20 protein-coding genes are annotated in these 18510 nt (G+C 43.9%); 6 read left to right on the top strand and 14 right to left on the bottom strand.

Annotation, left to right across the window (positions count from 1 at the left end):
- Nucleotide 1: 1 nt before the first annotated feature.
- The 5 genes from ACT6PV_RS02065 to ispH all read right to left on the bottom strand — a co-directional run bounded on the left by ACT6PV_RS02065 (nt 2) and on the right by ispH (nt 3805).
- Complete coding sequence (locus ACT6PV_RS02065) at nt 2–781, bottom strand: pilus assembly PilX family protein (RefSeq protein ID WP_445114849.1); 780 nt, start codon at nt 779–781, stop codon at nt 2–4.
- Complete coding sequence (locus tag ACT6PV_RS02060; RefSeq protein WP_445114848.1) at nt 765–1658, bottom strand: PilW family protein; 894 nt, start codon at nt 1656–1658, stop codon at nt 765–767. The genes ACT6PV_RS02065 and ACT6PV_RS02060 overlap by 17 nt, the downstream gene beginning before the upstream one ends.
- A gap of 27 nt (nt 1659–1685) precedes the next feature.
- Complete coding sequence (pilV, locus tag ACT6PV_RS02055) at nt 1686–2207, bottom strand: type IV pilus modification protein PilV (protein ID WP_445114847.1); 522 nt, start codon at nt 2205–2207, stop codon at nt 1686–1688.
- A complete protein-coding gene (locus ACT6PV_RS02050) occupies nt 2204–2713 on the bottom strand; it encodes a pilus assembly FimT family protein (RefSeq protein WP_445114846.1) in 510 nt (169 codons plus the stop codon). Before ACT6PV_RS02050 ends, pilV begins: the two co-directional genes overlap by 4 nt.
- Nucleotides 2714–2854: 141 nt before the next feature.
- Nucleotides 2855–3805, bottom strand: coding sequence for a 4-hydroxy-3-methylbut-2-enyl diphosphate reductase (ispH, locus tag ACT6PV_RS02045; protein ID WP_445114845.1), 951 nt, complete (start codon nt 3803–3805; stop codon nt 2855–2857).
- Between the two features lie 135 nt (nt 3806–3940).
- On the opposite strand from ispH, the gene gmk reads away from it, so the two are divergent.
- The 6 genes from gmk (at nt 3941) to bfr (ending at nt 8820) form a co-directional block, all read left to right on the top strand.
- Nucleotides 3941–4570 (top strand): guanylate kinase, encoded by a 630-nt coding sequence (gmk, locus tag ACT6PV_RS02040; RefSeq protein WP_445114844.1) that lies wholly within the window; start codon nt 3941–3943, stop codon nt 4568–4570.
- A gap of 69 nt (nt 4571–4639) precedes the next feature.
- Entirely contained in the window at nt 4640–4921 is a 282-nt protein-coding gene (rpoZ, locus tag ACT6PV_RS02035) for a DNA-directed RNA polymerase subunit omega (protein ID WP_445114843.1), read from the top strand.
- Between the two features lie 207 nt (nt 4922–5128).
- Entirely contained in the window at nt 5129–7234 is a 2106-nt protein-coding gene (locus ACT6PV_RS02030) for a RelA/SpoT family protein (protein WP_445114842.1), read from the top strand.
- A gap of 74 nt (nt 7235–7308) precedes the next feature.
- Nucleotides 7309–7692: a RidA family protein gene (locus ACT6PV_RS02025; protein ID WP_445114841.1), complete on the top strand. Its 384-nt coding sequence runs from the start codon at nt 7309–7311 to the stop codon at nt 7690–7692.
- A gap of 171 nt (nt 7693–7863) precedes the next feature.
- Nucleotides 7864–8058, top strand: a complete 195-nt coding sequence (locus ACT6PV_RS02020; protein ID WP_445114840.1) for a bacterioferritin-associated ferredoxin — start codon at nt 7864–7866, stop codon at nt 8056–8058.
- Nucleotides 8059–8355: 297 nt separating this feature from the next.
- Entirely contained in the window at nt 8356–8820 is a 465-nt protein-coding gene (bfr, locus tag ACT6PV_RS02015; RefSeq protein ID WP_445114839.1) for a heteropolymeric bacterioferritin subunit Bfr, read from the top strand.
- A 312-nt stretch (nt 8821–9132) separates the two neighbouring features.
- On the opposite strand, the gene ACT6PV_RS02010 is transcribed toward bfr, so the two are convergent.
- The 9 genes from ACT6PV_RS02010 to infB form a co-directional block, all read right to left on the bottom strand.
- Nucleotides 9133–10770: a Wzy polymerase domain-containing protein gene (locus tag ACT6PV_RS02010; protein WP_445114838.1), complete on the bottom strand. Its 1638-nt coding sequence runs from the start codon at nt 10768–10770 to the stop codon at nt 9133–9135.
- Between the two features lie 58 nt (nt 10771–10828).
- Nucleotides 10829–11548: a TfpX/TfpZ family type IV pilin accessory protein gene (tfpZ, locus tag ACT6PV_RS02005; protein ID WP_445114837.1), complete on the bottom strand. Its 720-nt coding sequence runs from the start codon at nt 11546–11548 to the stop codon at nt 10829–10831.
- A gap of 44 nt (nt 11549–11592) precedes the next feature.
- Complete coding sequence (locus tag ACT6PV_RS02000; protein WP_445114836.1) at nt 11593–11937, bottom strand: pilin; 345 nt, start codon at nt 11935–11937, stop codon at nt 11593–11595.
- 267 nt (nt 11938–12204) lie between these two features.
- A complete protein-coding gene (locus tag ACT6PV_RS01995) occupies nt 12205–12603 on the bottom strand; it encodes a prepilin-type N-terminal cleavage/methylation domain-containing protein (protein WP_445114835.1) in 399 nt (132 codons plus the stop codon).
- Between the two features lie 201 nt (nt 12604–12804).
- Complete coding sequence (locus ACT6PV_RS01990; protein WP_445114834.1) at nt 12805–13365, bottom strand: TPM domain-containing protein; 561 nt, start codon at nt 13363–13365, stop codon at nt 12805–12807.
- Entirely contained in the window at nt 13359–14435 is a 1077-nt protein-coding gene (locus ACT6PV_RS01985; protein WP_445114833.1) for a TPM domain-containing protein, read from the bottom strand. The genes ACT6PV_RS01990 and ACT6PV_RS01985 overlap by 7 nt, the downstream gene beginning before the upstream one ends.
- 61 nt (nt 14436–14496) lie before the next feature.
- Nucleotides 14497–15087: a LemA family protein gene (locus ACT6PV_RS01980; protein WP_445114832.1), complete on the bottom strand. Its 591-nt coding sequence runs from the start codon at nt 15085–15087 to the stop codon at nt 14497–14499.
- A gap of 298 nt (nt 15088–15385) precedes the next feature.
- The gene (locus ACT6PV_RS01975) at nt 15386–15784 is read right to left on the bottom strand and encodes a ribosome-binding factor A (protein WP_445114831.1); all 399 of its coding nucleotides are present in this window, start codon (nt 15782–15784) and stop codon (nt 15386–15388) included.
- Nucleotides 15784–18507: a translation initiation factor IF-2 gene (gene infB, locus ACT6PV_RS01970; protein ID WP_445114830.1), complete on the bottom strand. Its 2724-nt coding sequence runs from the start codon at nt 18505–18507 to the stop codon at nt 15784–15786. Before infB ends, ACT6PV_RS01975 begins: the two co-directional genes overlap by 1 nt.
- Nucleotides 18508–18510 lie beyond the last annotated feature (3 nt).

Here is an 18510-nt window from a genome sequence, read left to right as displayed (position 1 = left end):
TTTATACTGGTGCTTTAACCATTTTTATAAATGTTTGCAAATTAAACTCTTGTACCTGGCTATTTACAGGAATACCAAGATTGACTAAACATTGTGCTGTAGTTTGTTTCGCCTTAACTTCAGTATCAGCATTATCATTGAGATTGTTTTTAAGACAAGCCTGTGCAGCCGTCAGACTTTTAGCGTAGATCGGCATCACTGCTACGGTCGTCATTCGAATACGTTTTTGCTCAGTAATGCCTTGTGGAATCGTTTGACCACCACTGACATTAATATTTCTTGCGAGTAATGCTAAAGGCGGTAAATCCGCTGTATCTGTTGGAATTTTAATAGAAACCTGTGTAACCACCCCTCTTCTTGCACTCCCAAAGTCAGTGGTTAAATTACAAAAATTATCGGTACTTCCCTCAACCAGCTCAACGCCAGAACTTGTATTTCCAAGCACAGCCATGGAAATAACCGAACCAAAGCGAGTGTTTACTTTAGGTTTATAGCAAAAAACATATTCTTTACCAGGTTCTGTATCTGCATCTTTCAAAGCCTTACCAATAACACTTGAAAGATTCACTTGCTTATTTAAATCTTCTAAAAAAACCTGGTTAATTGGTGTATCTGCTGTTTGACCTGAAAGCTGACCAATTTGTGCATTTGTCGCAATATTCAATGTTATCATAGCGGTTCGTATCGCCATGACCCCCACGACCGTTAATAGCAACAACATCATCATCACAACGATGATGGTCGAACCTTTTTGCGTGCTTAGGTTAGTTCGATGTTTCATAAATCTTCTCTCCCAGGCCATTTCTTAAAGCAATATTTGTTGTATATAAACGGCGTAAGTATTTGGTACTTTGATCTTTCAAAGTCACAGCACCATCAGGGAAATTAAAACTTTCTTTAGAAGGATCTATATTTTTATTTGTAATTGGATCTCTGGAACGGACCAGAACCATCATTCTAATGGATACAACTCTCGGGATATCTGGAGAAGTTGCCCCATTTACTGCTGTTTTAAATTGTTCAATGGTATAATAACTAAAATTATTTCCAGCTTTTGCTCCGATGTAAAATCTAACAAGATCCACTCTCGGCATAATCACTTCACCATTGTTTGAATCATTTAATCCAGCAATGGAAGGAACACTGCTTCCTGTTCTGTTTGCATCGCAAGCTAATGCCAACTCACCATTATTTCCTCTAAGAAAATACCGTTGAATAACATACTCATTAGTCTGTACTTCTCTACCTTCACAGTTCATCATTTTATTGGGTGCCTGAAACATAATTGTCAGTTGATCACTACCTGAACCGGTACCAGAAGGACCTCCTGATTTTGTTAACAATCCTGCACTGACATCTTTTAACTGTAAATTTGCTTTACCTAAAGCAGGATCCCCACTGGTAAAAATAATTCCACCATTGGGTGTTGTTGTATCCAAAACAGGATTATTTACATTTCCAAAATTCGCCAGACGAATATCTCTGGCAATATAATCGACACCGAACACACCACTATCTTGCAACTCGGCACTTGCTTCTTGCATTTTTGCAGTAATTAAACCACCTGTGAACAATTGCAAAGCTGCTGCGCTAATAATAAGACCAATAGCAAGAGCAACGATCAGCTCAATTAGTGTGAAACCCTTTTGAGGTCCCATTATTTCGTGCTTCGTCCTGAATCTCATTTAATATGCCTCCATCATTAGGCATTTTGCAGTAAACTCATATGTTCCACTGTTACTCATACAGGCACTATAATCGCTTGCTTTTAACTTCGATGCAGTTTCATCCCAGGCAGCGAATAGGCATTGTCTTTTAATTGTACTGCCTACCCCAGGGCAATCGGTCATTGTAATACTAATACCTAACTCAGAGGCTGCATCAGCAGCCAAATATGCATCATATGCCGCCATTTCTGCTGGTGTGCACGTTTCATTAAAACATTTTTTTTTGGGAGACTTTTCTCCCACACCAATATAACCTTTTACAGCAGCAGGATAACTTGATTGACCATCAGGATTAGCGCGAATACTTTCTGTTAACCCTCTTAAAATTAGTGTTGCCTGAGATCTTATAAGCGCTTCACCAGTCGCATCCACAGCCCTTAACTGCAAAGCAGTAAATCCCAAAACCCCAATTGCAAGTAAAACCAGAGCAACTAAAACTTCAACCAAGCCCACACCCAATTGATTTTTCTTATTCTTCATGAGCATGCTCCATTCTTTTCAGAAGTTACAACTCCTAAAATAGATATTGTTATTTCAGATAACTCTTTATTTCCACACAATGCTATTTTTCTAGCTTTTGGACTTATACTTGTTGCATTATCCAATGATGAACCTATAGCACTAAAAACAACATTCATATCACCACTGACACTTACCACTTTATCCATAGCTGCCAAAACAACTCTATTATCATCAATATACTTTGAAACATCTGAGCTATTAACACCTGATTTTGTTAAACAAATTTTTTTTGTGATTTGCTGATTAAACCCATCCTTATCAGGACAAACCATAACTGACGCTTTAAGGGCAGCAGCACGACTTCGTCCCTCCTTTAAAGCTTTCATCATCTGTTCTTTACTTTGGTTGGATTGATAAGTTTGCACCAAATCAGAAAAAGAAGGCACTGCAATTGAAGCTATAATCGCCAAAACAGCTATCGTCACCATCAACTCAATTAAGGTGAATCCCCGATTTTTTTGCATCACATCCCCATTGCAATACGACTTTTCCCAATGAAAATCATAACTGTTTTTTTTACACAACCAATACAAGATGGATAAGTGGCATAAAAAAGCAGATAACTGAAAAAATTCAGTTATCTGCTTTAAAAAACCAGCTTAAATTTAAGCTTGGGTCACTTGTATTCGTAATTCTTTTGGCAAACTAAAGGTAATATTTTCTTCACGTCCCTTCAGCTCCTGCGGAGCTGTTGCGCCCCAGTCACGTAAGCGCTGAATCACCTGTTTAATTAAAATTTCCGGGGCAGATGCTCCCGCTGTCACACCAATTTTTTCCACCCCTGCAAACCATTCCTGTCTGAGCTCATCTGCATTGTCCACCAGATAGGCATATTTGCCCATGCGCTCTGCAAGTTCCCGCAGACGGTTGGAATTGGAGGAGTTCGGCGAACCAACCACCAGCACCACATCACACTGAGTAGCTAAATCCCGGACAGCATCCTGACGGTTTTGTGTGGCATAACAGATATCATCCTTACGTGGGCCCTGAATTTCCGGAAATTTTTCACGCAACGCATCAATGACTTTGGCCGTGTCATCAATCGACAGGGTAGTCTGCGTCACAAAGGCCACTCGTTCAGGATGACGTACAGTCAGGGATGCAACGTCGTCCTCATCTTCAACCAGATAAATATTTCCGCCATTTTTTTTATCGTACTGGCCCATTGTCCCTTCAACTTCAGGGTGGCCTTCATGACCAATCAGAATGGCCTCGGTCCCTTCACGGGCATATTTGGTCACCTCAATATGTACCTTCGTCACCAGTGGACAGGTCGCATCAAAAACTTTCAGACCACGGCGTTCGGCTTCCTGCTGGACCGCCTTCGATACGCCGTGCGCACTGAAAATTACAATATTGTCATCAGGTACTTCATCCAGCTCATCAACAAAAATTGCCCCCCGCTGACGCAGATCATCCACCACAAATTTATTGTGTACCACCTCATGCCGGACATAGATTGGTGGATTAAAACACTCAAGTGCCCGATTGACGATTGCGATTGCCCGGTCTACACCAGCACAGAAGCCACGCGGATTGGCCAATACAATTTCCATAACACCCTCAGAGTTCAATTGGATTTGCAAATAAAATTTATTGCTGAAAATGCAAACAAATGACAGCTGGCTATTTTGTTTGATTCCCGTCTACTCTAAAATAGAGAAGATATTTTATCATATCAGGAAAATATCATGTCGGGTCTCCTGTTTGTCGTTTCTGCTGCTTCGGGAACAGGCAAAACATCCCTTGTCAAAGCCCTGCTTGAGCGTGTCAGCAATCTGCACGTTTCTGTGTCACATACCACCCGTGGACAACGTCCCGGCGAACTGGATGGCGTGCATTATCATTTTACCGAAAGGGGATTGTTCCTGTCTCAGGTGGAAGAAGGCGGATTCATTGAATTTGCCGAGGTATTCGGTAACTTTTACGGTACCTCTCAGAGCACGGTAAAAGAGCAGCTGAGCAAAGGCCATGATGTGTTACTTGAGATTGACTGGCAGGGTGCCGGCCAGGTCCGTAAACTGTTCCCGGACTCCAGACAGATTTTTATTTTACCGCCTACACAGTTTGATCTGCGTCAGCGGCTGTCAAACCGGGGGACAGACTCCGTTGACGTGATTGAACATCGTTTGGGCTGTGCCGTTGAAGATATGCAGCAATATGTTAATTTTGACTATATTATTATCAATGATGACTTCAACAAGGCACTGCATGACCTGGAATCCGTGGTAAATGCCAATCGCCTGACTCTGAAACAGCAGGCAATCCGGCATGAAAGCCTCATTCAGAAATTAATCCATCCAGACACCGATCAAACTTGAGTCTGTCAGCAAAGCATTTTATACTATGCAGTCTATATTAAATTTGCACTCAACCGGGAATACCTACCTATGGCACGCGTAACTGTTGAAGATTGTCTGGACCACGTAGACAACCGTTTTGAGCTTGTGCTGGTGGCCAGCAAACGTGCACGTCAATTGGCACGTCAGGGTATTGAACCGACCGTGGAATGGGACAATGACAAATCCACTGTGGTTGCGCTGCGTGAAATTGCCTCAGGTCATGTGACCAAAGAAATTTTAAAGCAGCGTGATCAGGACTATCAAACCTCCAGCCTGGATATGGCCCTGTCTGCAAACAGCTTAAATCTGGAAAGTTTCTCCTTCCAATAAGGTCTGAATTTTTATATAAAGCCTGGTTTGAATACTGGGCTTTTTTATTTGCAGCCGTGTATGTGAAAAATTAGACAAATTCCGGTTTTTTTGTTAAAAAATAGAATTTTTCTTTTTTAAAAAATTGACAAGTGACGCAATATGCTTTTCATTAATAGATTGGGAAAGTATTGTCATCTTCTGCAACCCGAAACAGGTGTGAGTAATATGCCAGGCGAAGAGGTCAGCCAAGCAAGACAACAGCTCAATATGATTATCGATGCCTATTTAGAACCGGGCGATATCGAGCGGGTTCTTGCGGCCTGTGATTTTGCTGACATTGCACACGACGGAATTACCCGTAAAAGCGGTGAGCCGTATGTGGTACACCCGATTGCGGTCAGCTGTATTCTTGCACATATGCGTATGGATGCAGAAACCCTGATGGCAGCCCTGCTGCACGACGTGATTGAAGACACCGAACTGACCAAAGAGGATATTGGCCAGCAGTTTGGCCGAACTGTTGCTGAACTGGTGGATGGTGTTACCAAACTCAGTTCTTCCAGTGACAAGGAATATAATAAGGCAGCATCATTCAGAAAGATTCTACAGGCAACCCTGCAGGACCCACGGGTCATTATTATCAAACTTTCTGACCGCTATCATAATATGACCACCCTGGATGCGCTGCGTCCTGACAAACGGGCACGCATTGCCCAGGAAACATTTGATATTTTTGTTCCAATGGCCCGATTGGTCGGCATGAATGAAATGGCCGATAACCTGGAACATCTGTGTTATCAGAATCTCGATTTGGATATGTACAATGATGTGCAGGACTCGCTGCGGCAAACCCGGCCTGAACGCTGTAAATACCAGACCCTCTGGGAGCAGAATCTCGCTGACTTACTGCACACCTATAATATTCAGGGCCGCATTAAAAAGAAAAATAACAATATTGAACTGCTCCGCCATTTTGTCAAAAATGAAATCGATCTGCAGGAACTGACCCACAGCCACGCCTTTGAAATTGTTTTGCAGAGCATTGCTGACTGTGATCGTCTGGAAGAAGCCCTGAGTGAAAATTTTCAGGTGCTGGATTATGAGGATCATATCCGGCGTCCACTGCCCGGCGGCAATCAATCGCTGATGCTGAAGCTCAAAGGGGAAAAAACCACCCTTTCGCTCACCATTCAGACGGAACTAATGCGTAAGGCGGCACGTTTTGGTGTGGTATTGGGTGAAAATGCGCCACAGGCCTGCCGTTCAGCCATTCAGGCTTCCATGCAGAATCTGAACGTGTTGGTGGGTGGAGAATGTGCCAAAACCACATTTAACGATTTACTCGATTATCTGCACCAGGAAAAAATCTGGGTCTACACCCCGCATGGTCAGCTGCATGAGCTGCCTCAGGGCGCCACTGTGGTTGATTTTGCCTATTCGGCCAGCCTGTTTCTGGGCAACCACGCGGTCGGTGCAAAAATCAATGGTGAACTCCGGCCATTGTCTACCCCGTTGTCCAATGGACAGGTGATTGAAATTATTACGGATGTACTGGCAACGCCCAACCCTGACTGGCTCAGCTTCATCAATACACAAAAAGCCCGGCGTGCCTTACAGAATATCCTGAAAGAACAGGATGCAGATGAACAGCGCCTGGTGGGGCAACAGGCCCTGAACCGTGCCTTAAAGCTCTTTAACCGTTCGGTAACCGATCTGTCCGAATCAGACTGGATTAACTTACTGGAGTGGCGCCACGTTCCTGACAGGGAGGCGCTGTTTGAACAGATTGCAGTCGGTGATTTACTGCCTCAATTGGTGGCCAACCATTTATATGCCCAGGATCATGGCAGTGAAAATCCGGAATGTGACCGCCTGATTCAGGAAACGGACGGTATTGATGTCAAATATGCGCATTGCTGCAATCCTGTGCTGGGTGATCCAATTCAGGGGCATTTGTCCCGCCGTGGTTTAATTGTGCATCGTATCCGCTGCCATAATCTGTTGCATGAACAACATCTCCATCCGGAAAATATTATGCTGCTGCACTGGACCTCCGAAGCAGAAACGGATGTGAATTTCAATGCTTATTTAAGTATTGATCTGATGCTGAATGACGAACAGATTTCCGAACTGATCTATTTATGCAGAAAATCAAATATCGGGGTTGAATCCGTCCGCGCGCACGAAGGCAAAACCTACGTCAATATCGTGATCAACAACCGCCGTCAGATTGCAAAAATTATCCGTGAATTGCGGATGCATTATGGTTTCCCGCGCATTATCCGCTTAGCCATGCCCGTTACCATCAATGAAGTCTCCAGGGCATGTTAATGGAATTGACTACCGGGTATTTTCATGAACATAATGCCTGACGCTCCATTGAACTGAAATAAAGGAAAAAATCGATGTCCCGCCAAGTGATTCATACTGAAAATGCCCCTGCTGCAATCGGAACGTATTCTCAGGCGATTTTAGCCGGAAATACGCTGTACCTCTCGGGTCAAATCGGTCTGGATCCCTACAGCATGCAATTGGTTGAAGGTATTGAAGCACAGATTCGGCGTGTTTTTGACAATGTAAAAGCCGTATGTGAAGCGGCAGGCAGCTCACTGACAGATATTGTCAAATTGAATATTTTTCTGACTGATCTTGCTCATTTTCAACTGGTCAATCAGATTATGGGCGAATATTTCGCACAGCCCTATCCTGCCCGTGCGGCATTGGGGGTGGCAAGTCTACCCAAAGATGCACTGGTTGAGATGGACGGCATTGTCATCATCAATCAATAAGTATCAATGCCCGCATCCTGATTTCTGATGCAGATGATACCGCCGATCAGGTGGTATTTTTTTATTTGAAATGCCAATCATCTTCATAGTAATTACAGATGAATTGTGTTGACAAACGATAATAATTATCAATAATATTAACTATTGCATTTAACATTGTGATTTATGCTTATGTATGTTTGCTTATGCCGTGGCATTACAGATCAGGATATCAGAGATGCCATTGCTGATGGTGCAGACAGCTATGCCGACATCCGCGAACAGCTTGATCTTGGCACCTGCTGTGGTCGCTGCGCCCCTGAAGCCCGCAGCATTATTAATGAAGAACTTGCTGAAATTGCAGCACGGATCTCTGTGGCTGCCTGAGCATCATTGCACTTATTTCATGGCTCATGACCAGATTGCTCATGAATTAAACTGACAATAAAAATATCTCCCGATAACGATAACAATATCCCAGATGATCTCAGGATCATTCTCCTCCCCCGCTTCGACTCAGAGCGGGTTTATTTTTGTCCGAACAGAGCATGATTGTTTTTGATTGCGATTTTCATTTGCCGTTCCATAAATCACTCGAAAGCCAGGCTGAACTTGTTTAATATAGCCACATCCAATGGGCCTTAATCAGGATTAGGGCGTGAATTGTTGAACGGAGTTTAAAGCATGAAAGGCAATCGTGACGTCATTAATCAGCTGAATCAGGTGCTTTTTCATCACCTTACAGCAATCAACCAGTATTTTCTGCATTCCCGCATGTTTAATGACTGGGGTATTGAACAATTGGGATCGGCCGAATATAAAGAATCCATCCGCCAGATGAAACATGCCGATAAAATTATTGAACGAATCCTCTTTCTGGAAGGTTTACCGAATCTGCAACATCTGGGTAAATTGTATATCGGCCAGCATACGGTTGAAGTTTTAAACTGTGATGTGCGCAAAGTAAAAGAAAATATTGATGCCATTAAAACTGCTGTAGAGATTGCTGAACAGAATATGGATTATGTCACCCGTGATCTGGTACAGGAAATTCTGGAAAAAGAAGAAGATTACTGGGATTGGCTGACCACTCAGCTGGATCTGACAGAACATACCGGTATTGAAAATTATATTCAAAGCCAGATGTAATCAGTGATGTACTGAAACAAATACACTTACACCATAAGAGAATCCCCGATCATCATCGGGGATTTTTTTATGGTCAATTGCTTATAATCCAGGTATCGTTGATATAGTTAAATCATTCACATCAATGAAAATTACTTTCAATTAAAGCACAGAATAAAATCCTGGAAAGAGGTTAAACATATATACAGCAACGACCATAAAGTACAAAATTGTAAAACTGATCGCAGTGATGTAATTCGGTATCCAGCACTATCCATAATGGGCAATGCCGGTACAGAATGGAATTACACACCGGCAGTAAAAGAAATTCATTTATTTTGCATCGTCCATCAGCAATTCCTGATAATGATGCTCCTCTCCATGTAGCTGCTTTAAAATCCACAACTGATGTTCAGCCTCTGCCCGCTGGCCATTAAAGGCAAGCAACTGTGCATATTTATATAAATCATACTCTGATGCCATATTGGCAACCATTCGGGCGATGTAAGCCAATTGCTGGTCTGACATGCGGGTCTTCGGATCCAGACCAATCCACCATACCCGCTCCCGGAACTGCGTCAGCACCAGGATATTCTGATCCATAATTTTTTGCTGAGATGCATTTAAAGGCATCTTCGATGTGATCAAGACACTCTGTTGTTTGTATAAACCATAATCCCGGTACACCACAGCAGTCAGAATCAATCCCAGCACCAACAGGCACTGCAACAGCAATGTATTGAAATTGATTGCCGGTAAACGTGGATATTGCGCCTGAATCAGCCCGAGCAGGAACCCCATGGGCAGCAGAAAATAAGCATAGTGAACTGGGTATTCAAGCATGGCATGAATCAGAATGGCACAGACCATCAGCGTGGCAACCAGTGATTCCGCGTCTTTTATCCCTCTATTCAGCCAGAACAACCAGCTCGCCAGATAAAGCAGAATCAATGCAGCCAATGGAATACCATTCCACACCAGCAGATCCAGCACCAGATTATGTGCACTCTTATACCATTCGTGTGAAGGATATAAATCAAATGCAGCAATCTGCGCCATTCCCGTCTGATTCCAGCCATAGCCCAGCCACGGACGTTCAGTAATCGCGATCAGCGTCTGAGACCACATATCCAGACGTAAATACCCGGAAGAAGCACGTTCCACCACAGTGGCTGTTTCTGCAACCTGTTGCTGTAAAAATAATTCGATCCAGTCATTCAATACAGGTAACACACTGATCATGAAAACAAATACAGCAACCCAGCTCAGTAATTTTATAAAACTGAACAGTCGGGGTTGCTTAAACTGCTGAATACCCAGATAAATCAGGATAAACAGACAGACCACCCATGAGGTCCGGGACTGAGTCAAAGCAATACTGAAAATCAGTACCAATGAAACCGGAATTAAAATAAGATTTGAAGCAATGCGTTTTTCATAAAAATAGAGACAACCTAACAGCCCCATTGTCAGAAATGTAGCTAAATTATTCGGTTGCGCAAAATTGGCATAGGGCCGATTTCCCTTGAACAGATCCATATAGGGGAAAAAATATGTGCTGAACTGCAACCACTGTAAAATGGCAATCAGGCTGGAAGCCACTGCAACAACAATCAGTAATCCACTGAATAACCTGAGTACGTTTTCTCTGCCATTCTCCAGAGCCAGATTATAACCTGCAGCAACCATCAGCCAGAACATGAGAATATAGGCCGTGCATAACAGGGCATTACTGAAATACAGCACCTGCCCAAATAACCACTGCACCAGTGGAATCAGCAGAAAAAGACCCGCCATTAACTGGGGCTTTGCAATCTTCAGCGGCTGTTTAAAAAAAGCCGTCAACAATGCCAACCCGGCAAGAAAGGTCAGGATTTCACTACCGAAAGTGGTCCACGGTATTTTATGGATGGGGAGAAGCCATGCGAGTAGAAGTAAAATAGCTGAAAGGATGTAAGGAATGGCTTTCATAGGAAAAGTGAAAAGAAAAACTGAGCGTATTATACGCTCAGTTTTTGGAAGTTTTGTGTTATTTCCAGGGTCGTAAATCGACGATTTTGACTGCTTCACCTTTTTCTTTATTAATGAGAACAACCATATCTTTTACTGGTGCTGAAAGTCCAGCCCAAGCATTCGCTTGCGGATACTTTTGTATCACATCACGGACCTGCTCATTATCATTATATTTTTCAAGTAAAGAGATTGGAAACGAAACAGACTGCATTTGACTTTTAGCATTCGAAATATTGGTAAAATACATGGGATGATCGATTGCAATAGTCCCATTAGGTGGAGGGTTATCACGAAATAGTGTTGATGAAATATCTAAATTAGCAAATTGAGGCTTTAACCACGAGGTATTCTGGAACTCTGGTTTTGCCTGATCAATTCTACTTGTTTCGATATCGCTCTTTTTAAGTACATGAAAAACCATTGAATCATAAATAATCCAGACAGGCCGGCCTTGAGCAATGATATTAAACCCATAACTAAAAGCCATAATCTGTATTAAAATTATTATTGTTAAATCAAACTTTAAGCTTTTTTTCCCTTCCTTATAAATTATAAGCCCTAATAGAGGACCAATCATTACATCAATAAAGATCAACATTAAAAACAAATGCCCTACCCCCAAAGCTTCCGCTAGTGGTGCAGGATACCAAACAAAAAAAACCAACCAAATTGAAATCAAAGCTATCAATAATGAAATTAGCAAATGACCCGAAAAAAATTTTAACCGTTTTGACATCACGACCTATACTCTAAAATTTATCAATAAGATTTTACAAAGTCCTAATGGATCAACTTGCAAGGAGATCCAGCAGGCAAATCACACTCTATTTGTTCATTGACTGGAGCTTTTGTGGTTGCCTTAATTTTTTTTATTGTTGCAACAGTCCAACCAGAGGCATTTGTAATCGTTCTGCAAGCACTTATATTCGGCGCTGCTGGTGAAACTCGCTCAGGGCTATATAAAGCATAAATCACCGAATTACTATACGCCTTAACCTCATACATACATGCATTGACATTAGCTTTATACATATATTGACTATATAATGGTATAGCGATAATCACCAATAGCCCCAATATTGCTATAGCAACCATAATTTCAATTAAAGTAAAGCCTTTTTGCATTATCTAAAACCCTTATATGCCTGATAAAAAGAAGCTTTTACTTTTATAAAATAGACTTCTTGCGAAAGTATCATTTTTAATGATTTTGGATGTTAAAAATCATAGTTGTATAAATTTTGAATTTTGTAAGGGCTCTAACTATTATCTATATTTACTTTTATAAAAGTAAATATAATCACTTATAGAAAATTTAATATGAACAATAAAAAATGCACCATATTTGATGCACTCTTTAAAAATTTTCACATTACTAATACTGGATTGTAATTAAGGAGCTTTTGCTAGAAGTTTACAAGTACCTGTCGCTGTAGAACACTCAGTAACTTGCACATCACCAGCAGCACCACGAACTAAAGGATCAAATTTTAAAATAGGAGCTGAAGTACTATTAAGTACTGCATCTACAGCAAGTGCAGTAATTGATTTAGCTGTTTCAGTACCATCACCTTTACATGCAGCAGGAGCGTAAGAACTAACCAACTTTCCTTCTGAAGCCATTTCAGCAATCGCTGCATTTACAGCAGACTTACCTTCACCTAAACATGCATTATTTGCAGATTTTTGTACATAAGTTTGATAAGCAGGAAGTGCAATCGCAGCAAGAATACCGATAATCGCAACAACGATCATTAATTCAATAAGAGTAAAACCCTTTTGAGCATTCATAACATTTCTCCAATATTTAAAAATTTATAGCTTTTTAAGTTGTTGTAAGTTGATAAAATACTGATTAATCAGTAATATTTTACCAAATCGCACCCTATTTATTCTATTGCGTCAGGTATGCTTTACAAGCTTTTTTTATCATCATGTGACTATGGGTTATTTTATGTAAAAAAGTGACATTTTTCGTCACAAGTGCTGTGCTCAATTCATGATAATTGGACTATTGGATAACTCGTTGTCATTATCCGGCAGCTGATGATCATAAAATTGGTTCAGTATTTCACCAATTTCGACCACACCCTGTATCACCGCCTGTCGGTAATGCCTGCCCTTTAACTCTGAAACCATATGTTCACAAATCTGCTGCCATTCCATCTGCTCCGTGGCTTTATTGATACCACGATCAATCACAATTTCCACGGCCTGGTCACACAGATTTAAATACAGCAATACGCCGCTGTTATATTCAGTGTCCCATACCCCCAACTCTGCAAACAGCTGCTGTGCACGTAAGCGTGAATTCTGACGGTACGCCTGTGCCCCGGGAATATGGCCTTCTATGACCACCTGTATTTCACCGACATGTCCCTGTTCAGCCTGACTGACCGCCTCTGCAATGGCGAACTGGTCCTGTTTTGAAAAGTATCGTTTTGATGCCGGCATATACAAAAAATGCCTGAGCCAGCGTTTAAAACTGGGTTGTACTGTTTCCTGGAGTTTGGGTTCTGTAATAATTTCTGTCGTCTGTGTCTTTGTTACCATGAGCCAGATGCGCCTCCCCCGCCAAAACCACCACCGCCGCCACTATAACCGCCGCCGCCGCCAAAACCGCCTCCCCCACCGCCGCCGCGACCAGCACCGGAAAGGAATGCCTGAAAAATCAGCTGAGCAATGGAAGTGATCAATAAAAAGAAAATACCGAAACCCATTAACAGGCTCATGACAATGCCGGATCCATAGATCAGGCCTGCTGCAAAGGCTGTCACACCAGCCACAGAAGCACTCAGACGGTTACCAATGACAAATGAGCCAATAATACCGGCAATTAAAATAAATAATGCCGTACTGAAACTTTTCTCCCGGGCCTGTTGTTCATGCAGGGCCTGGGCCTGTCTGTCTTTCAGCTCTTCAGCCGCTTTCTGCGCCACTTCCGGATCCAGATTCAAAGTCCGATCAATCTCTGTGATCGCAGCCTGAATGCCCTGGGCATATTGCCCCTGTTTAAATGCCGGACTAATCTGATTGCGGATAATCCGATTCAGTACAATATCCGGTAATACACCTTCCAGCCCATAACCGGTTGCAATATGAATTCTGCGGTCATTTACAGCAACGGCAATCAGTAATCCATTGTCCTGTTTGGCTGAACCAAGTTTCCACTCCCCGGCAACCCGCATGGCATAGTCAAAAATACTTTCCTGACCTGTGGTCGGGACAATCACTACGCCAATCTGTGCCTTGCCCTGCTGATGAATCGCCCGGATCTGCTGACTGAGATTCTGTCTGTCTGTATCCGATAAAACACCGGATTGATCAATCACCGGCGCATTCAGGGTCGGCAGCTGACGAATCGATTCGCCTTCTGCCATATCACTGGCCACCGATGGCGTTGTCTGTTCAGCTTTCGGTGCTGATGCCGGTTGTGCAGCAGTAGTGGAATTCCCGGTGACACCAGGAATATTGACCGGGTTTTGCTGTGGATTCAGTACTTTACCCAATACCACGGCATCTTCCACTTCATCCGTTGCCGTTGCGACTTCTGCCCGGCTGACCGATTGAAAGACAATCAGCAGCACAAACAGTACCATCATCATGGCAGCACGCATTTTCATGACCACTGACCCGTTGCCTGAACCCAGCATATCAACATCCCAGTCTGAAACAGTTTAATGCTTAATTAAAACTCACCGTCGGCGCTTTTTCTGCACCGGCATCTGCACTGAAGTTTGGCTTGGCTTTCATACCAATCACTTTGGCTGTCATGACCTGCGGGAACTGACGCACATAGGTGTTGTAATCCTGCACAGTCGAAATATAGCGATTACGGGCAACCGCAATACGGTTTTCAGTGCCTTCGAGCTGCACCTGTAAATCACGGAACTGTTCATTGGCTTTTAAGTCAGGATAGTTCTCGGTTACCGCCAGTAAGCGTGATAAGGCACCGGTCATCTGAGACTGAGCTTCCTGATATTTTTTAAATAATTCAGGATTTTCCAATACCTCCCTGTCCACTTTCAAGCCGGCAACATTGGCACGGGCTTCAGTGACTTCGGTCAGCACTTTCTCTTCATGGGTGGCATAGCCCTTGACCACATTCACCAGATTAGGCACCAGGTCTGAACGACGCTGATATTGGTTCTGCACTTCAGACCACGATGCCGTTACTGCTTCATCCTTGGCCTGCAGAGTATTATAACCACAACCTGAAAAAGTCAGGGTGCTTGCCAATGTGACAGCCAATAAGCCTTTTTTGATCATATTCATTGATTTTCACCTCAAGTATTTCTTTGTATTTGTTCACTTAAATTCATTCTAAACACAAATTTCAAAAGTTCTGTTTAGTTTATGCTATTCATCCTGTAAAAATTTCCAACAATGTAAATGTAATCAGAGATATAAAGCGTGTCTCTTTCGCTCAACATTGTATATTGCCGGCAGATTTTATATGGCCACTCTTTTTTCACGACAATAAAAAAAGCCATCACAACATGATGGCTTTATTCAGTGCTCAGGTTCCACAATGAGAATACGGCAATATCACCCTCATTCTGTTTTTACTATTCTATTGTTCATCATCTTTGCGTTCCGGCAAATCTTTCACTGCCTCCGCAATCAGACCGAACATATAGTTACCGTATGCATTGGTTTTGTCATAATGAAAACGCAGACGAGGCGTGATACGGGTCTTAATACGACGGCCCAGTTCATGGCGCAGGAAACCTGATGCCTTATTCAGCACATCCAGGGTTTCCTTATTTGCGGCTTCATTCTGATCATCACCCAATTCACGTCCCATAACGGTAACATAAACTTCTGCATAACCTAAATCCGGGCTGATTTTCACGCCGGAAATAGTCACCAGACCACCCAGGCGCGGATCCTTAAGCTCCTGACGAATCAACTCTGACAGCTCACGCTGTACCGTATCCCCCATTCGCTTAAGACGCTGACTACCCGCCATTAAAGACTCCGTTTAACCAATTGGACATCATAAACTTCAATCTTATCCAGTTCCTTGATGTCATTATAACCCTTGACTGCCAGACCACACTCCATTCCGGCACGAACTTCCTCAACCACGTCCTTATAACGGCGCAGTGATTCAAGTTCGCCCTGGAAGACAACCACGTCATCCCGCAGGACACGGATCGGTTTGTTCCGGTGAATGGTACCTTCCATCACCATACAGCCTGCAGCAGCACCAAACTTACTGGAACGGAACACTTCACGCACCTGAGCCACGCCCAGAATTGTTTCCCGGTGTTCAGGCGCAAGTTTTCCGCTCATCGCCGCTTTCACGTCATCAATTAACTGATAGATGACGCTGTAGTAACGGATATCCAGACCATCTTCATCGGCTTTCTGACGAGCCGTATTATCAGCACGGACGTTAAAGCCCAATAATACAGCTTCAGAAGATTCCGCAAGTCCCACGTCGGATTCAGTAATTGCACCCACACCGGAACCAATGACACGGACTTTTACTTCGTCAGTGGACAGTTCACTCAACGCAACAATCAATGCTTCCAGCGTACCACGTACATCTGTTTTCAGTACCACATTGACATAAGGCACGTCTTTTTTGCCCATGGACGCCATGATATTTTCAAGACGCATTGCGCTCTGACGCTCAAGACGCTTCTGACGTTCACGGTCCATACGCGCATCGGCAACTTCACGTGCCTTTTTCTCGTCATTAACCACAAGCACTTCATCACCGGCCATCGGTGCATCCGGCAGACCGAGGATTTCCACAGGAATGGAAGGACCAGCCGTTTTAATCCGCTTACCGTTTTCATCGGTCATGGCCCGCACACGTCCATAGGATGAACCGGCAAGCACCAGGTCTCCAACGTTCAGTGTACCGTTCTGTACCAGAATGGAAGTTACTGCACCACGGCCTTTGTCGACACGGGCTTCAATCACTACACCCTGCGCGGCACCTTTTTCAGAAGCTTTCAGCTCCAGCATTTCGGCCTGAATGGAGATCAGATCAAGTAATTCATCAATACCCTGACCGGAATGTGCTGAAACCATGGCAACCGGTACATCACCGCCCCACTGTTCAGGTACAATTTCCTTGGTGGTCAGTTCATTCAGTACGCGATCCGGATCAGCCGATTCCTTGTCCATTTTGTTGATGGCAACAATAATCGGTGTTCCTGCCGCACGGGCATGATCAATGGCTTCTGCGGTCTGTGGCATGACACCATCATCTGCGGCCACAACCAGCACCACAATATCGGTTGCTTTGGCACCCCGTGAACGCATGGCAGTAAATGCCGCATGTCCCGGTGTATCAAGGAATGTGATAATGCCTTTTTCAGTTTCCACATGGTAAGCGCCAATGTGCTGGGTAATCCCACCGGCTTCACCCTGTGCCACCTTGGCCCGGCGGATGCGGTCAAGCAGCGAGGTTTTACCATGGTCAACGTGACCCATAATGGTGACCACAGGTGGACGTGTGGTCTGTACACCACGTGCTTCTTCCGCAGCTTCCAGCAGGTTGTCTTCAGCCTGAGTATCGGAAACCATCACAGGATGATGTCCCATTTCCTCAACCACCAATGCCGCAATTTCCTGATCAATCGCCTGGTTCTGTGTGACCAGTTCACCCATTTTCATGAGTGATTTAATGACTTCACGAACCTTGACCGCCATTTTCTGTGCCAAATCAGCAACCACAATGGTTTCGCCAATTTCAACATCATAAACCTGTTTTTTCACCGGCTTTTCAAAACCATGTTTGTTGGCCTGGCTGGTTTTGAAACCACGTTTATGCGGGTTATGGCTGAAAGATTGCTCTTCCTGACCACGGCGCCCTTTTTTGGTCGGACGAATACCTGCGGTATTGGCGCCCCGTTTGATTTCACGGTCTTCTTTTTCAAATGAGTCTTCATAGGCCTGCCCCACCAGACCGGCGGCCAATGGAGAGTCATCCACAACACGGATGGTGGTTGCCGACTCATCACTTGAGTATTTCGACGCCATCTGACGCATCTGTTCAAGGGTGCGTTGCTGTGCTTCCTCCGCTGCCTTACGGCGTACAGCTTCCTCTGTTGCCTTTAACTGAGCCGCCTGCTCTTCACGTGCTTTTTTCTGTTCAGGCGTTTCAGTGGATTTCACCACCGGCTTAGCCACAGGTTTACTGACGACGCCGCGACGTTTAACCACCACTTCCGCCTTTGGTGCCGCTTTTGCCGTTTCTTTCTGCTGAGCAGCACGCATGGCATCCAGGGTTGCCCGGGCCTTGTTTTCAGGTGTTCTGTTGTCAGCAACAGCTTGCTCTTTTGCCGGTACCGCAGCCGCAGGTGCTGTTTGTTCAGCACGTGCTCTTGCTGCAGATTCTGCCTTTGCCAACGCTTCAGCCTTGATCTGCTCCGGATCCGGTTTGGTAAACGTATGCTTTTTACGCACTTCAACGTTAATGGTTTTTGCCTTACCAGAAGTACTGGCCACTTTGGCCGTACTTGTTGTTTTACGTTTCAGTGTGATTTTTCCTGTATGCCCACCGTCCTGACCATGTGCTTTTTTCAGATGGCTGACCAAAGTATCCTGCTGTGCAGCAGTAATTTTGTCCTCAGCCTTATTTTGCGGCAGACCCGCTTCGCGCACCTGATCAAGAAGTTTTTCAACCGGGAGTCCTACGCTGACTGCTAACTCTTGAATTGACTTATCCGTCATGTA

Source organism: Acinetobacter sp. WZC-1 (genome assembly GCF_052544965.1).
This window is presented reverse-complemented; position numbering and strand designations above follow the sequence as displayed.